General features: G+C 37.2%; 14 protein-coding genes, 1 tRNA gene, 2 rRNA genes and 2 riboswitches. Of the genes, 14 read left to right on the forward strand and 3 right to left on the reverse strand.

Features of this window, described 5'->3' with window-relative positions; translation table 11 throughout:
- The 7 genes from KI356_RS13080 to tsaD form a co-directional block, all read left to right on the forward strand.
- Window positions 1-225, forward strand: a 23S ribosomal RNA gene (locus KI356_RS13080); the annotation flags it as partial.
- Window positions 226-275: 50 nt separating this feature from the next.
- A 5S ribosomal RNA gene (rrf, locus tag KI356_RS13085) occupies window positions 276-391 on the forward strand.
- Window positions 392-482: 91 nt separating this feature from the next.
- Window positions 483-558 (forward strand) — tRNA-Asp (locus KI356_RS13090).
- Between the two features lie 174 nt (window positions 559-732).
- Window positions 733-1,206, forward strand: coding sequence for a tRNA (adenosine(37)-N6)-threonylcarbamoyltransferase complex ATPase subunit type 1 TsaE (gene tsaE, locus KI356_RS13095; RefSeq protein WP_128283571.1), 474 nt, complete (start codon window positions 733-735; stop codon window positions 1,204-1,206).
- Complete coding sequence (gene tsaB / locus KI356_RS13100) at window positions 1,187-1,879, forward strand: tRNA (adenosine(37)-N6)-threonylcarbamoyltransferase complex dimerization subunit type 1 TsaB (RefSeq protein ID WP_128283572.1); 693 nt, start codon at window positions 1,187-1,189, stop codon at window positions 1,877-1,879. Before tsaE ends, tsaB begins: the two co-directional genes overlap by 20 nt.
- 13 nt (window positions 1,880-1,892) lie before the next feature.
- Window positions 1,893-2,336, forward strand: a complete 444-nt coding sequence (rimI, locus tag KI356_RS13105) for a ribosomal protein S18-alanine N-acetyltransferase (protein WP_128283573.1) — start codon at window positions 1,893-1,895, stop codon at window positions 2,334-2,336.
- Window positions 2,336-3,352 (forward strand): tRNA (adenosine(37)-N6)-threonylcarbamoyltransferase complex transferase subunit TsaD, encoded by a 1,017-nt coding sequence (gene tsaD, locus KI356_RS13110; RefSeq protein WP_002115513.1) that lies wholly within the window; start codon window positions 2,336-2,338, stop codon window positions 3,350-3,352. The genes rimI and tsaD overlap by 1 nt, the downstream gene beginning before the upstream one ends.
- A 413-nt stretch (window positions 3,353-3,765) precedes the next feature.
- On the opposite strand, the gene KI356_RS13115 is transcribed toward tsaD, so the two are convergent.
- Window positions 3,766-5,700 (reverse strand): ABC-F family ATP-binding cassette domain-containing protein, encoded by a 1,935-nt coding sequence (locus KI356_RS13115; RefSeq protein ID WP_212935632.1) that lies wholly within the window; start codon window positions 5,698-5,700, stop codon window positions 3,766-3,768.
- Between the two features lie 187 nt (window positions 5,701-5,887).
- Between KI356_RS13115 and KI356_RS13120 the strand changes: the two genes are divergently transcribed.
- Window positions 5,888-6,517, forward strand: coding sequence for a redox-sensing transcriptional repressor Rex (locus KI356_RS13120; protein WP_002113443.1), 630 nt, complete (start codon window positions 5,888-5,890; stop codon window positions 6,515-6,517).
- A 29-nt stretch (window positions 6,518-6,546) separates the two neighbouring features.
- Here KI356_RS13120 and KI356_RS13125 read toward each other — a convergent pair whose 3' ends face one another.
- Together KI356_RS13125 and KI356_RS13130 are read right to left on the reverse strand one after the other, a co-directional pair.
- Complete coding sequence (locus KI356_RS13125) at window positions 6,547-6,738, reverse strand: YdiK family protein (protein WP_001246201.1); 192 nt, start codon at window positions 6,736-6,738, stop codon at window positions 6,547-6,549.
- A complete protein-coding gene (locus KI356_RS13130; protein WP_128283576.1) occupies window positions 6,735-7,484 on the reverse strand; it encodes a CPBP family intramembrane glutamic endopeptidase in 750 nt (249 codons plus the stop codon). Before KI356_RS13130 ends, KI356_RS13125 begins: the two co-directional genes overlap by 4 nt.
- A 402-nt stretch (window positions 7,485-7,886) precedes the next feature.
- Here KI356_RS13130 and groES point away from each other — a divergent pair, with 402 nt between their 5' ends.
- The 6 genes from groES (at window position 7,887) to KI356_RS13160 (ending at window position 15,834) form a co-directional block, all read left to right on the forward strand.
- Window positions 7,887-8,171: a co-chaperone GroES gene (gene groES / locus KI356_RS13135; RefSeq protein ID WP_000917305.1), complete on the forward strand. Its 285-nt coding sequence runs from the start codon at window positions 7,887-7,889 to the stop codon at window positions 8,169-8,171.
- Window positions 8,172-8,207: 36 nt separating this feature from the next.
- Window positions 8,208-9,845: a chaperonin GroEL gene (groL, locus tag KI356_RS13140; RefSeq protein WP_212935633.1), complete on the forward strand. Its 1,638-nt coding sequence runs from the start codon at window positions 8,208-8,210 to the stop codon at window positions 9,843-9,845.
- Between the two features lie 140 nt (window positions 9,846-9,985).
- Window positions 9,986-10,087, forward strand: a riboswitch (purine riboswitch).
- A gap of 164 nt (window positions 10,088-10,251) precedes the next feature.
- The gene (guaA, locus tag KI356_RS13145) at window positions 10,252-11,790 is read left to right on the forward strand and encodes a glutamine-hydrolyzing GMP synthase (RefSeq protein WP_128283578.1); all 1,539 of its coding nucleotides are present in this window, start codon (window positions 10,252-10,254) and stop codon (window positions 11,788-11,790) included.
- A gap of 154 nt (window positions 11,791-11,944) precedes the next feature.
- Window positions 11,945-12,046: riboswitch (purine riboswitch) on the forward strand.
- Between the two features lie 127 nt (window positions 12,047-12,173).
- Window positions 12,174-13,499, forward strand: coding sequence for an NCS2 family permease (locus KI356_RS13150; RefSeq protein WP_128283579.1), 1,326 nt, complete (start codon window positions 12,174-12,176; stop codon window positions 13,497-13,499).
- Window positions 13,500-13,643: 144 nt separating this feature from the next.
- The gene (locus KI356_RS13155; protein WP_212935634.1) at window positions 13,644-14,345 is read left to right on the forward strand and encodes a response regulator transcription factor; all 702 of its coding nucleotides are present in this window, start codon (window positions 13,644-13,646) and stop codon (window positions 14,343-14,345) included.
- A complete protein-coding gene (locus tag KI356_RS13160) occupies window positions 14,329-15,834 on the forward strand; it encodes a sensor histidine kinase (protein ID WP_128283581.1) in 1,506 nt (501 codons plus the stop codon). Before KI356_RS13155 ends, KI356_RS13160 begins: the two co-directional genes overlap by 17 nt.
- Window positions 15,835-16,083 lie beyond the last annotated feature (249 nt).

The raw sequence follows: 16,083 nt of genomic DNA on the forward strand, positions 1-16,083 counted from the left end.
ACGCACCGCTGGTGTACCAGTTGTTCTGCCAAGGGCATAGCTGGGTAGCTATGTGCGGAAGGGATAAGTGCTGAAAGCATCTAAGCATGAAGCCCCCCTCAAGATGAGATTTCCCATAGCGTAAGCTAGTAAGATCCCTGAAAGATGATCAGGTTGATAGGTTCGAGGTGGAAGCATGGTGACATGTGGAGCTGACGAATACTAATAGATCGAGGACTTAACCATATAATATGAAGCAAATGTTATCTAGTTTTGAAGGAATATGCCTTCAATAGTTTGGTGATGATGGCAGAGAGGTCACACCCGTTCCCATACCGAACACGGAAGTTAAGCTCTCTAGCGCCGATGGTAGTTGGGACCTTGTCCCTGTGAGAGTAGGACGTCGCCAAGCAATTTAAAACACGAGGATTGGAGCAGTACGGTTTTTTGTCTGTCTCATAACACGAAGGTCGCAGGTTCAAATCCTGTCCCCGCAACCAAATGGTCCCGTGGTGTAGTGGTTAACATGCCTGCCTGTCACGCAGGAGATCGCCGGTTCGACCCCGGTCGGGACCGCCATTTTATATAAAGAAAAGAACGAAACAAGTTGTTTCGTATTTTTTTATTTGTTTTAACAAAAAACTAATAAAGACAGTCAAACTATCCTTAGGAAAACTCCTAAGGACTTTTTTATATATTTAAAACCTGTATAATAAAGAGCAGAGAACATTGTGAGTAAAGTAGGTGAAGTCTGTGAGTAAATATGAAATAACAACAAAATCTTCGGAAGAAACTCAGCGATTATCAGAAAAATTAGGGGAACTTGTAAAGGCACAAGATGTAATTATTTTAGAAGGTGATCTTGGAGCTGGCAAGACGACTTTTACAAAAGGATTAGCAAAAGGTCTTGGAGTGAAAAGAGTCGTAAATAGTCCTACCTTCAATATTATTAAAGAATATAAAGGAAGATTACCGCTATATCATATGGATGTGTATCGTTTAGCGGAAAGTGAAGAAGATTTAGGATTTGATGAGTATTTCTATGGTGAAGGGATTACAGTAGTAGAATGGGCTCATTTAATAGAAGCATATTTACCGAATGAGAAGTTACAAATTAGTTTATTCCATGCTGGAGATGATACAAGAAAAATTGTACTCGAGCCAATTGGAGATCGCTATATTAGATTATGTGAGGAGCTATTACAAGATGAAAGTACTAGCAATTGATACTTCAAATTACGTAATGGGTGTATCCCTTATTGAGGAAGGGAACGTGATTGGGGAAATCATTACAAATTTGACAAAAAACCATTCTGTACGTCTTATGCCAGCTGTAGAGAAACTTTTAAAAGAATGCGGTGTAAAACCGAAAGAATTGACTAAAATTGTTGTAGCAGCTGGACCAGGATCATATACAGGTGTTCGTATAGGTGTGACTGCTGCAAAAACATTAGCTTGGTCACTTCAAATACCAATTGTAGGTGTATCAAGTTTAGAAGTGGTGGCTGCAAATGGTGCTAATTTTAATGGACTAATTTGTCCTTTATTTGATGGCCGACGTGGTCAAATTTACACGGGGTTATATACATATGAAGGAGAACGTATAACTTCAATAGAAGAAGACCGAATTATTCTTATTGTTGACTGGTTGCAAATGTTAAAAGATAAAGGTCAGCCTGTTTTATTTATTGGTAACGATGTTAAATTGCATAAAGAAACAATTGTAGAACATTTAGGCGATCAAGCTGTATTTGCACCTTTTACTAAGAATAACCCAAGACCAAGTGAGCTAGCATTTTTAGGATTACAAAAAGAAGAGCAAGATGTGCATACGTTTGTTCCGAGTTACCTTCGTTTAGCTGAAGCTGAAACAAAATGGTTAGAAAGTCAAAAGAAATAGGGGTCTTTAGAAAATGGATATGATATTTAGAAAGATGGCACTCGATGATATTGCTCAAATTGTAGCTATTGAAGAAGCATCTTTTTCAACTCCTTGGACTGCAGATGCCTTTCACCGTGAATTAGAGATGAATGAACATGCACATTATGTTGTGCTAGAAAAAGATGGTCTCGTAATTGGATATTGTGGATTGTGGATAGTTCTTGATGAATCACATGTAACAAATATAGCTATCCTGCCAGAATACAGAGGCAAAAAGCTAGGGGATGCCTTATTGAAAGAAGTCATTTCCGAAGCGAAAGGGTTAGGAGTAAAAACAATGACACTTGAAGTACGCGTGTCAAATGAAGTAGCAAAGCAGTTATACAGAAAATACGGATTTCAAAATGGTGGGATTCGTAAACGATACTATGCAGACAATCAGGAAGATGGTCTTGTAATGTGGGTGAATATATAATGGAAAAAAATACGATTATACTTGGTATTGAAACAAGCTGTGATGAAACAGCTGTAGCAGTTGTTAAAAATGGAACGGAAATCATTGCGAATGTCGTCGCATCACAAATTGAAAGTCATAAGCGTTTTGGCGGAGTTGTACCAGAGATTGCATCCCGTCATCATGTAGAAGAAATCACAGTTGTGTTAGAAGAAGCTTTAAAAGAAGCGAATATTACTTTTGAGGATATTGATGCAATTGCTGTAACAGAAGGACCAGGCTTAGTTGGAGCACTTTTAATAGGTGTAAATGCAGCGAAAGCTGTGGCTTTTGCTCATGATATCCCTCTAGTTGGTGTTCATCATATTGCTGGTCATATTTATGCGAACCGTTTAGTAAAAGAAGTACAATTCCCGTTACTGTCGCTTGTTGTATCCGGTGGTCATACGGAGCTTGTTTATATGAAAGAACATGGTTCATTTGAAGTGATTGGTGAAACGCGAGATGATGCGGCAGGAGAAGCTTACGATAAAGTAGCTCGTACATTATCAATGCCTTATCCAGGTGGTCCTCATATTGATCGCCTTGCGCATGAAGGAAAACCAACAATTGATTTGCCTCGTGCGTGGTTAGAACCTGATTCGTATGATTTCAGCTTTAGTGGATTGAAATCAGCAGTTATCAACACTGTGCATAACGCAAAACAACGCGGTATAGAAATTGCACCAGAAGATTTAGCAGCAAGTTTCCAAGAAAGTGTAATAGATGTACTTGTAACGAAAGCGTCTCGTGCAGCAGATGCTTATAATGTAAAACAAGTACTTCTTGCTGGTGGAGTAGCTGCTAATAAAGGGCTTCGTGCACGTTTAGAAGTAGAATTTGCACAAAAAGAAAATATAGAGCTAATTATTCCTCCTCTATCTTTATGCACAGATAATGCAGCGATGATTGCAGCTGCAGGTACAATTGCATACGAACAAGGAAAACGCGCTACACTAGCTTTAAATGCAAATCCAGGATTAGATATTGAAGCATAGTTATACACAAAACTAACCACAACTTGTGGATAAAACCCATATTATCTGTTGATAATATGGGTTTTTTTGTGTACATAAAATGTGTATAACTTTTCGTTCGGTTGTGGATAATGTGGAAAAGTTATTTAGAAGTTTATATTATAAAGGTGGATATGTGTATAACCTTGTGGATAACGTAGATGAAGTCTGACCTTTGAAGGAATTCTTTTTCGGGAAATAAAAAACAAGGAGATGTCCAAAAAATATTTTGAAACATCGGTCTCTTATTATACAAGGTGCTACTATTGTCAATCCTTGTCGAATCGTTTATATAATTTCATTTACTATGGTATTGATTCCAAAATAGAAAATAAAAAGGAGGTCATCTCGTCAAAAATCCCGACTTATGAGACATCCTCCTTTTTAAAATTCTCTTATATATGCAGTTCTTCCCATTCTGCCATACAAGCTTCAAGCTGTTCTTGCAGTGTTTGTTTTTTAGTTGTAATTTCACTAGCCTTTTCATAATCTGCATATATTTCTGGTAAGCAAAGCTGATCTTCTAATGTAGCGATTTCTTCTTCAAATTCTACGATGTTTTGTTCTAGCTCCTCAATTTTTCGAGTGCGTTGACGCTCTAACTGTTTACGTTCTTTTTCTTCGAGATAATTTAATTTTTCTTGAGCTACAGTTTTTTGAACAGGTGCCTGATTTTCTTGCTGTTCTTGTTGTTCAAATTCTGCACGTTCAATCATTTCATTTTTCTTTTCAACGTAATAATCGTAATCACCTAAATATTCTTGTGCACCTTCAGTTGATAACTCAACAACGGTTGTCGTTACGCGATTAATAAAGTAGCGGTCATGAGAGACGAATAGAAGAGTACCTGGGTAATCAATTAAAGCATTCTCCAAAATCTCTTTACTATTTAAATCAAGATGGTTCGTTGGCTCATCGAGAATTAATAAATTGGATTTTTGCATCATAAGTTTTGCAAGAGCTAGTCGAGCCTTTTGTCCACCACTAAGAGAAGATACTGGTTTTAATACATCATCCCCTGTGAATAAAAAATTGCCCAGTATAGTGCGAATTTCTTTTTCAGGTTGCAGGGGATATTCATCCCATAGTTCATTTAAAACTCGCTTCGAAGATGTTAAGTTGGCTTGTTCTTGATCATAATAACCAACGGATACATTTGATCCGAAAGCAACGTCTCCATGTAATAGCTGTAACTTATTCACAATGGATTTTAATAATGTTGATTTTCCAATTCCGTTCGGTCCAACTAAGGCAACACTGTCACCGCGAGTTAAGCGCATATTTACATGTTCAATAATCGGTTCCTGATAATAGCCAATAGTTGCATCTTTCACTTGTAAAACATCATTTCCACTTTGTTTTTCAATATCGAAGTGGAAGGAAGCTGATTTGGAATCACCTAATGGTCTAGTTAATAATTCCATTCTGTCTAATTGTTTACGGCGACTTTGAGCACGTTTTGTCGTAGATGCGCGAGCTATATTTTTTTGTACAAAGTCTTCCAGTTTAGCAATTTCATCTTGTTGTTTTTCATAACGCTTCATCTCTTGCTCGTATAGAGCTGAGTTTAAGTCTAAATATTTACTGTAGTTACCAACAAATCGTCGGCTTTCCTTATTAGAAATTTCGTATACTTGTGTAACGAGTTTATCTAAGAAATAACGGTCATGGGAAACGATTAAAATCGCGCCAGGATAGCCTTGTAAATATTGTTCAAGCCATGTTAGTGTCTCGATGTCCAAATGGTTTGTAGGTTCGTCTAAAATAAGTAAGTCTGGTCTAGTTAATAATAATTTCCCAAGAGCTAATCGAGTCTTTTGTCCACCACTTAATGTAGAAATTGTCGTCTGATGCGTTTCAACTGGGAAGCCAAGCCCGCTTAAAATCGAGCGTATATCCGCTTCGTACTGATAGCCGCCTTGATCTTTATAATCTAATTGTAATTGGTCATAATCAGTTAATAATTTCTCGTATATAGCCGTATTTGAAAAGTTTTCTTCTTTTCCCATCTCTTGTTCAAGCCTTCGAAGTTTTGTCTCCATTTGCTGCAAGTGTGTAAAGACTGTTAACATTTCATCCCAAATTGTTAAAGACGTTTCTAATCCGGTATTTTGAGCTAAATACCCCATTGAGACATCTTTTGGTTTTATAATTTCACCACCATCATGAGATAACTCACCAGCTATTATTTTTAATAATGTAGATTTTCCGGCTCCATTTCGTCCGACTAATGCGATACGATCTTTTGTTTGTACTTCCAATTTTATGTTCGCAAGAATCGTTTCTGCACCGTATAATTTCGAAAGCCCATTCACTTGTAATAATATCAATGTTTTCACCTCAAATAATTTCTTAACTTTGCCATGTTTATATTTCTCAATCATACTAAAAATAGTGTATAGTTTAAAATAAAGAGAGAATACTTCTTCTCTTTATTATACAAGGAAATTCATGAGTACTAAACTTCTGTATTTGATTCAAGTATGTGAATAAAGATAGGAAGAGAGGAGAGGTTATATGGATCAGCAAAAAATTCCACAGGCCACTGCCAAACGATTGCCTCTATACTATCGATTTATCCAAAACTTATCTCTTTCTGGTAAGCAACGTGTTTCATCAGCCGAATTGAGTGAAGCGGTAAAGGTTGATTCCGCAACTATTCGAAGAGATTTTTCATACTTTGGAGCGTTAGGAAAAAAAGGATATGGATATAACGTAAATTATTTATTATCATTTTTCCGTGAAACACTCGACCAAGATGATATAACACGTGTAGCACTTATTGGAGTAGGTAATTTAGGGACCGCTTTCTTACATTATAATTTCACGAAAAATAATAATACAAAAATTGAAATGGCATTTGATGTTAGTGAAGAGAAAGTTGGAACAGAAATCGGAGGAATTCCTGTATATCATTTGGATGAATTAGAAGAACGTTTATCAACTGATATACAAGTGGCAATATTAACTGTACCCGCTACAGTAGCGCAATCTGTGGCAGATAGATTGGCAGAAACGGACGTGCATGGTATTTTAAATTTCACACCAGCGCGCTTAAATGTGTCAGAGAATATAAGAATTCATCATATTGATTTAGCTGTAGAGTTACAAACGCTTGTTTACTTTTTGAAGAATTATCCACAATAAAACGCAGAGGAGATGACCTCTGCGTTTTATTATTGTTTTTTCTTTGTGAATTTGACTAAGATAAGGCGCAGTGCCAAATTAAAATCAATTGTTGCCATAACTGCAAATAGTATTGTCCACATATTCCAGATTGTATCTGTTACGTTCGTAATGGCGAAGCGTGTAAAGATACATCCAAGAAGGAAGTACAATGCAGCCATGAACAATGGTGAGTTTCTCATACTAAAAATCCTCCGATAAAGCCTTGCATTTTTTCAGCTTCTTTAATCATTTCTTGAATTTGCTCATTACTTACTACAACTTGAGCGACTGCAACTAATGTATTCATTGCAACATGAGCTGCAATAGGGACGATAATACGTTTCGTTTTTACATATAAAAAGGCGAATACGAGCCCCATAGAAGTGTATACCAATAAGTGAGTAAAATCAAAATGAATCGCCGCGAATACAAGTGAACTAATGATAGCGGCAATAAAGAAATTAAACTTCTTATAAAGTGTACCAAATAAAATTTTTCTAAATACGATTTCTTCCAAAATAGGTCCGATTATAGATATGACGATAAGGAACCAAGGTGTCGTTCTTGCGATGTCCATAAGTCTTTCTGTATTTTCAGAGCCAGGTGTAATCCCTAATAACCGCATTTCGATCATACCGGCAATACTTTGTGAAAATAGTGCTAAGAAAAATCCGATGAAAATCCATCCAACTGTAGCTGGAACAGTAGAGCGCATTTTATCTAAATGCCTGTCACGAATATCTGTTCTGAGTAACCAAAGTACAACGCATAATGCAATGAAAAAGCTAATGATAGCCCAATGACCAGTTATGAGCTGAATTTTTTCCTCTCTAGTAAATCCCCTATTATCGTATAGTCCAGTTTTCAGGAGAAGCGGTAACCCGGCAATGCCTGATAACTGCATTAAAATGTATGTAACGATAATCCACCAATATTGTTTTTTCAAATGGTTTAACCATCCTTTCTAACGCTAGTGTATGAGATAAGGTAGGATAACATGTAAATATGCTACCTACGATATAAACTTTCATTTGAATTATATTTTTTTTGTAAATAAGTATTTGAAAATAAAATAGGAGACAGGAAAAAGTTGTACGTTTAGCGAAAACAACTTAGGGTGTCTTTCATATTGTAACATACAAGAAGTGGGAACAACGATTCATATAGTAAAGGCAGTAGAAGAAGTAATGCTATATAGGAAAGTGTATAAAGTAATTTGCGAAAAAATTATGATTTTTTTACTTGCAAAAGAAATTGAGATTATTTATTATTAGAAGTGTGTTAGCACTCGTGTGACTTGAGTGCTAATAAATAAAATTTACATAACAAAATGAGGAGGTTATTGTTCATGCTAAAGCCATTAGGTGATCGCGTTGTAATTGAACTTGTTCAAGCAGAAGAAAAAACAGCAAGTGGTATTGTATTACCAGACACTGCAAAAGAAAAACCACAAGAGGGTAAAGTTATTGCAGTAGGTACTGGTCGAGTGCTTGAAAATGGTGAGCGTGTTGCTTTAGAGGTAGCAGCAGGTGATCTTATCATCTTCTCAAAATATGCAGGTACTGAAGTGAAATACGAAGGTACAGACTACTTGATTTTACGTGAAAGTGACATTTTAGCAATTATCGGTTAATTATATACATTTAAAAATTCAAGGGGGTCAATTATTATGGCAAAAGATATTAAATTTAGTGAAGAAGCACGTCGTTCGATGCTTCGCGGTGTCGACACTCTTGCAAACGCAGTAAAAGTAACGCTTGGACCAAAAGGTCGTAACGTTGTACTTGAGAAAAAATTCGGTTCACCACTTATTACAAATGACGGTGTAACAATCGCAAAAGAAATCGAATTAGAAGATGCATTCGAAAACATGGGTGCGAAATTAGTAGCAGAAGTTGCTAGCAAAACAAACGATGTTGCTGGTGACGGAACGACAACTGCAACTGTATTAGCGCAAGCTATGATTCGTGAAGGTCTTAAAAACGTAACAGCTGGTGCAAACCCAATGGGTCTTCGTAAAGGTATCGAAAAAGCTGTTATTGCTGCAATTGCAGAATTAAAAACAATTTCTAAACCAATCGAAGGTAAATCTTCTATCGCACAAGTAGCTGCTATTTCTGCTGCTGACGAAGAAGTAGGTCAATTAATCGCTGAAGCAATGGAGCGCGTTGGTAACGACGGCGTTATTACTTTAGAAGAATCTAAAGGATTCACAACAGAATTAGATGTAGTAGAAGGTATGCAATTTGATCGTGGATATGCATCTCCTTACATGATTACTGATTCTGACAAAATGGAAGCGATTCTTGATAACCCATACATTTTAATTACTGACAAAAAGATTTCTAACATTCAAGAAATCTTACCAGTATTAGAGCAAGTGGTACAACAAGGCAAACCACTTCTTATCATTGCTGAAGATGTAGAAGGCGAAGCGTTAGCTACATTAGTAGTGAACAAACTTCGTGGTACATTCAATGTAGTAGCTGTTAAAGCTCCTGGATTTGGTGACCGTCGTAAAGCAATGCTAGAAGATATCGCAATCTTAACTGGTGGCGAAGTAATCACTGAAGAATTAGGACGTGACTTAAAATCTGCTACAATTGAATCTTTAGGACGCGCTGGTAAAATTGTTGTAACGAAAGAAAATACAACTGTAGTTGAAGGTATTGGAAATTCACAACAAATCGAAGCTCGCATCGGTCAAATCCGCGCGCAATTAGAAGAAACTACTTCTGAATTCGATCGTGAAAAATTACAAGAGCGTCTTGCTAAACTTGCAGGTGGCGTAGCAGTAATTAAAGTAGGTGCAGCAACTGAAACTGAGTTAAAAGAGCGCAAACTTCGCATTGAAGATGCACTTAACTCAACTCGTGCAGCAGTAGAAGAAGGTATCGTTGCAGGTGGTGGTACTTCACTTATGAACGTATACACGAAAGTAGCTTCTATCGTAGCTGAAGGCGACGAAGCAACAGGTATCAACATCGTACTTCGCGCACTAGAAGAGCCAGTTCGTCAAATCGCAATCAACGCTGGTCTAGAAGGATCTGTAGTTGTAGAGCGTCTAAAAGGCGAAAAAGTAGGCGTTGGTTTCAACGCAGCTACTGGCGAATGGGTTAACATGCTTGAAACTGGTATCGTAGACCCAGCTAAAGTAACTCGTTCTGCACTTCAAAACGCAGCATCTGTTGCAGCTATGTTCTTAACGACTGAAGCTGTAGTTGCTGACAAGCCAGAACCAGCTGGTGCTGCTGGAATGCCTGACATGGGCGGCATGGGCATGGGCGGTATGGGCGGAATGATGTAATTCCATTCCCCTGAAAAACATCCACTTCTATATAGGAGTGGATGTTTTTTTGTGTTTTTGAGAGCAGGAAAATTAATTTCTGTAGAATTTTGTCGCTTTCTCTCTTGACCATATCGATACTTCATTGTTAGAATCTAGGAAGATAATATAAAACGATCCTTCATATATCCTCAATGATATGGTTTGAGAGTCTCTACCGGGTTACCGTAAACAACCTGACTATGAAGGCAGTGTGTCTTATATTTATAAAGAGCGGAGACTATCTTTCTTTATAAAGCCAGACCCCTGCCTTTTCTTTGTTATGAGACTAGAGGCGGAGGACTGGCTTTTTTTATTATATTGGTAATGCTTTTCGCCAAATTGGTGAAAATATTTATATACGAGAACTAACGTTGGGGTGATTATTTTGAAGAAACAGCATGATACAATTATCGTTTTAGATTTTGGGAGTCAGTACAATCAGTTAATAGCACGTCGAATTCGTGAGTTCGGTGTATACAGTGAACTTCATCCACATACAATTACTGCAGAAGAAATTAAAGCAATGAATCCAAAAGGGATTATTTTCTCTGGTGGGCCGAATAGTGTATACGGTGAAGGTGCATTACATTGTGATGAAAAAATCTTTGACCTAGGATTACCGATTTTCGGTATTTGTTACGGTATGCAGCTTATGACACAACAATTCGGTGGTAAAGTAGAACGTGCAAACCACCGTGAGTACGGAAAAGCTGTTCTTAAAGTAGAGAACGAATCAAAATTATATACGAACCTTCCAGAAGAGCAAGTTGTATGGATGAGCCATGGTGACTTAGTAACTGGTTTACCTGAAGGGTTCGTAGTAGATGCAACAAGTGAGTCTTGTCCAATTGCTGGTATGAGCAATGAAGCGAAAAACTTATACGGTGTACAATTCCACCCAGAAGTACGTCACTCTGAGCACGGTAACGATTTAATTAAAAACTTCGTATTCGGCGTATGTGGTTGTTCTGAAGGATGGAACATGGAGAACTTTATTGAAGTAGAATTAGAGAAGATCCGTGAAACTGTTGGAGACAAAAAAGTACTATGCGCACTTAGTGGCGGTGTAGACTCTTCTGTTGTGGCGGTATTAATTCATAAAGCAATCGGCGATCAACTAACATGTATTTTCGTGGACCACGGTTTACTTCGTAAAGATGAAGCAGAAGGTGTTATGAAAACATTTAGCGAAGGCTTCCATATGAACGTTATTAAAGTGGATGCGAAAGAACGCTTCATGAACAAGTTAAAAGGTGTCGAAGATCCAGAACAAAAACGTAAAATCATCGGTAATGAGTTCATTTACGTATTTGATGATGAAGCTTCTAAATTACAAGGAATGGACTTCCTAGCGCAAGGTACACTTTACACAGACATCGTTGAAAGTGGTACAGCAACTGCACAAACAATTAAATCTCACCATAACGTTGGTGGACTTCCAGAAGACATGCAGTTCAAATTAATTGAGCCTTTAAACACTTTATTTAAAGATGAAGTACGTGTATTAGGATCAGAACTAGGAATTCCTGATGAAATCGTATGGCGTCAACCGTTCCCAGGTCCAGGACTTGGTATTCGTGTATTAGGTGAAATCACAGAAGAGAAATTAGAAATCGTTCGTGAATCTGATGCGATTTTACGTGAAGAAATTATAAAAGCAGGATTAGACCGCGAAGTTTGGCAATACTTCACTGCGCTTCCTGGTATGCGTAGTGTAGGTGTTATGGGTGACGAGCGTACTTACGATTACACAGTAGGTATCCGTGCAGTAACATCTATCGATGGTATGACAGCTGACTGGGCACGTATCCCTTGGGACGTATTAGAGAAAATCTCTGTACGTATCGTAAACGAAGTAAAACACGTTAACCGTATCGTGTATGATATAACGAGTAAGCCACCAGCAACTATTGAGTGGGAATAGTATTATAATGAAGATCCATCTATCATTTTATGTATAGATGGATCTTTTTGTTTTTAAGTGATTACACGAACGAAAATATAAAACTTTATAAAAATGTTCGTTTTTAAATTGACAAAAGTACTTTCTCGAGTTAATATGAGTATGTAATTCAAACGAAAAGTGAATATTATGCCGTCGTATAATATCGGGGATATGGCCCGAAAGTTTCTACCTAGCTACCGTAAATGGCTTGACTACGAGGCGTTTGTATAAAGATGAGGGGAAACTTGTCTTTGTTTATAGAACGCTTCCATGTATATGCAATGGAAGCCTTTTTTATTTTTTGAGATAAAAGAGGGCTAGGGGAAATACGGCGAGTAATCATATAACGGGGGAAACGTAAGATGAAACGCTATTTTCAGTTTGATGAACTCGGTACAAATTATAAAACAGAGTTCATAGCAGGGTTAACGACATTTCTATCTATGGCTTACGTACTATTTGTCAATCCTGCTACGCTGTCGCTTGGAAATGTTAAAGGGTTACCGGCAGGTACAGGAATGGATCCAGGTGCAGTATTTGTTGCTACAGCATTAGCAGCAGCGATTGGTTCGTTAATTATGGGGATATTCGCAAAGTATCCAATTGCTTTAGCACCAGGTATGGGAATTAACGCGTTCTTTGCTTATACAGCAGTGTTAACGATGGGGATTCCGTGGCAAACAGCAATTGCTGGAACATTAATGTCAGGTATTATCTTTATTATTCTTACTGCTTCAGGTATTCGTGAAAAAATCATTAATGCAATTCCATCAGAGTTAAAGTTTGCAGTAGCGGCGGGTATTGGATTATTCATTGCCTTTCTTGGATTCCAAAATGCCGGAATTATCGTAAAGAATGATGCTGTTCTTGTTGGGTTGGGGGACTTAACGAAGGGCACAACGTTACTAGCGATCTTCGGAGTTGTTATTACAATTATCTTCATGATTAAGAAAATCAATGGTGCAGTATTCTACGGTATGATTCTTACAGCGATCTTAGGAGTGGCGACGGGATTAATTGATACTCCGAAAGCTGTAGTGGGAGCAATACCGAGTCTAGAACCAACGTTCGGTGTTGCGTTAATGCACTTTGGAGACATTTTCACTGTTCAAATGGGTATTGTTATTATAACGTTCTTCTTTATCGATTTCTTTGATACAGCAGGTACGCTTGTAGCGGTTGCGAATCAAGCAGGATTAATGAAGAACAATAAATTACCACGTGCAGGAAAAGCATTATTTGCAGATGCGATTGCAACTGTAATTGGTGCGATCTTAGGTACATCAACAACAACGTCTTACATCGAATCGTCTGCAGGGGTAGCGGCAGGAGGACGTTCTGGATTTACAGCAGTTGTAACAGCGGGATTCTTCTTACTGGCACTTTTCTTCTCGCCATTACTAAGTGTTGTGACACCAGCTGTAACGGCACCAGCTTTAATTATTGTAGGAATCTTGATGGTTTCGTCTTTAGGAGAAATTGATTGGAAGAAATTCGAGATTGCAGTACCAGCGTTCTTTACAATCATCTCTATGCCACTTACGTATAGTATCGCAACAGGAATTGCGATTGGATTTATCTTCTATCCAATTACAATGGTTGTGAGTGGTCGTCGTAAAGAAGTTCATCCAATTATGTATGTTATGGGAGTTTTATTCGTACTATATTTCATCTACGTTCGTAAATAAAAAGGGGTTTTTTGAAAGGTCTAGACTTAAGGGGAGTCTAGACCTTTTTTGCGTCTTCAGAAAATCTTAAGGATTTCCGAGCGTTTTTCTTCAGAAGTTTTCTTATAATAGAAGTTAGGGATTAAAAATGATGGGGGAGATATTGTGGCTGGAGAAACAATACTTGTCGTAGATGATGAAAAAGAAATTAGGAATCTTATTACAATATATTTAAAGAACGAAGGATATAAAGTACTACAGGCGGGAGATGGAGAAGATGGGTTACGTATATTAGAAGAGAATGAAGTGCATTTAGTTGTGTTGGATATTATGATGCCGAAAGTAGATGGTATTCATATGTGTATGAAAGTAAGGGAAGCGAAGGAAATGCCGATTATTATGCTTTCGGCAAAAACGCAAGATATGGATAAAATTTTAGGATTAACAACAGGTGCAGATGATTACGTAACAAAACCGTTTAATCCGTTAGAGTTAATCGCAAGAATTAAATCTCAGCTACGTCGTTATATGAAAATGAATGGTTTTGCTATTCAAAATGAGGACGAGTTAGAAATTGGAGATATGGCAATAAACATCTCAACTCATAAAGTCATTGTAGAGGGAGAAGAAGTGAAGTTAACTCCACGGGAATTTTCGATTTTAGAATTGCTAGCTCGTAATCCAGATATGGTCTTTAGTGCTGAACAAATTTATGAAAAGGTTTGGAACGAACGATCTTTCCAGTCTGATAATACTGTAATGGTGCATATTCGGAAAGTACGTGAAAAGATTGAGGAGAATCCAAGGAAGCCGAGATATATAAAAACAGTATGGGGAGTGGGGTATAAGATTGAAAAAGATATTTAATCCGTTTACTTATGTTAGGAAAACTAGAAAATTAATTGAGAAATTAGTGAAGAGTGTGCGGAGGAGTATACGAATTCAATTGATTACTGCTTTTGCTGCTTGTGCTTTATTAGGAGTTTTATCTTCGAAAGCAGCAGCACCGTTTTTTGAGAATGCGAATCGGGAGGCTACGATCGATTATCGGGCCGGCATGGAGAGTATTAACCACCAAGCTCAAAATACAGCGAATACGATGGTTCATGAAAATAAATTAGATGCTGTATCGAATATGATTGAAATGGAAAATCAAAATTTGGAACAAGGATCCAAAGCTTTAAAGGTATTGATCACCGATGAAGGTGGTAAAGTTTTGTATAAAACGAAGCAGGCACAAGAAGAGCAAATAGATTTGCATAATACGATTCGTAATGCAGCATCGTTTGCGATTAATTATACAAATGGTAGAGAAGTATTTGAAAGTACAAGAAAAGAGTTTATAGCTTTTTCACCTATTACTATAGAAGGAAAGAATTTGTACATGTTTGTTAGTGGAATTCCAGAGGGAGAAGTAATGTATGACACGCAAGAAGGGCCATTTCCGTTTTTAATTGGTGTGCTCGTATTCATTTTCTCTTTCTTCTATATAACAAAGAGAAAGATGAAGCAAATTGAGGCGATGGCACAAGGTGTAAAGGAAATAGAAAAAGGAAACTTAGCTTATCGTATTGAGAAGAAAGGTGAAGATGAGATTGCGTCTTTAACTGAGAATATTAATAATATGGCAGAAGAGCTTATGAATAATATAGAAAAAGAACGTAAATTAGAGAAGCAAAAGAATGAGCTTATTACGAATGTATCTCATGATTTGCGTACGCCGCTTACTTCTATTATGGGATACTTACGATTACTTAGAGACTCTAAATATGAAAATAGAGAACAACATGATGAGTATACGAGAATTGCTTTTGCAAAGTCGGAGCAGTTAAAGAATTTAATAGAAGATTTATTTGAGTATACGAAGTTAACAAATGAGCAAGTTGTACTGGAAAAGCAAGAGGTTTGTATAAATGAGTTATTGGAGCAGTTAATAGAAGAGTTAGTACCGCAGGCAGAAGAACATGGACTTACGTTTGTTAAAAAATTTCCCGAGGAACGTGCCTATGCATCGATTGATTCGGAAAAGATGGTCCGTGTATTTGATAATTTACTAATGAATGCGATTAAGTATAGTAAAGATGATGGAGAGATAAAAGTTTCTCTTCAAAGACAGCGTAGGGATATACAAATTGTTATAGCGAATCATAGTGAAGAGTTTACGAGAGAAGAGTTAGCTAATCTGTTTGAACGTTTTTATAAGAAAGACCAATCTAGAAGCAGAGTGACAGAAGGTTCGGGGCTCGGATTAGCTATTGCGAAAAGTATTGTTGAGTTGCAAGGTGGTAGTATTCGAGCTGAGTATGAGGACGGGATCGTTCAGTTCATTGTTTCATTACCAATTATAGAAAAATAATAAATGAATAGAATGTTATATGATAAAAAGGCTTATTTTAAAAGGGATAAGCCTTTTTATATTTTTTTAGAAAAACATATTGACGATTAGAGTTTAGAGGTGTAATATAGAACAAGTCGCCGATAGCAACAAAGCAGAAAGCGACAAACGAAGTAAAAAACAAAATGAAAAACTTAGTTGACATTACAAATTGGAAATGTTAAAATAAGGAAGTCGCGAATGAGCGACAAACAAGTTCTTTGAAAACTG

The organism is Bacillus hominis (assembly GCF_018332515.1).
In the GTDB taxonomy this organism is placed as follows: domain Bacteria; phylum Bacillota; class Bacilli; order Bacillales; family Bacillaceae_G; genus Bacillus_A; species Bacillus_A hominis.